Genomic DNA, 218 nt, shown 5'->3' with positions numbered 1-218 from the left:
GTGTACCAGTTGTTCTGCCAAGGGCATAGCTGGGTAGCTATGTGCGGAAGGGATAAGTGCTGAAAGCATCTAAGCATGAAGCCCCCCTCAAGATGAGATTTCCCATAGCGTAAGCTAGTAAGATCCCTGAAAGATGATCAGGTTGATAGGTTCGAGGTGGAAGCGTGGTGACACGTGGAGCTGACGAATACTAATAGATCGAGGACTTAATCATATAA

At 46.8% G+C, this 218-nt stretch carries 1 rRNA gene; it reads left to right on the top strand.

Annotated features, from left to right (window positions below):
• A 23S ribosomal RNA gene (locus MR076_RS26285) occupies positions 1-214 on the top strand; the annotation flags it as partial.
• Positions 215-218 lie beyond the last annotated feature (4 nt).

It is taken from the genome of Bacillus cereus group sp. BfR-BA-01380 (genome assembly GCF_022663535.1).
In the GTDB taxonomy this organism is placed as follows: Bacteria; Bacillota; Bacilli; order Bacillales; family Bacillaceae_G; genus Bacillus_A; species Bacillus_A cereus_BB.
The sequence above is the reverse complement of the archived record's forward strand: the minus strand, read 5'-3'. Positions and strand labels throughout refer to the sequence as shown.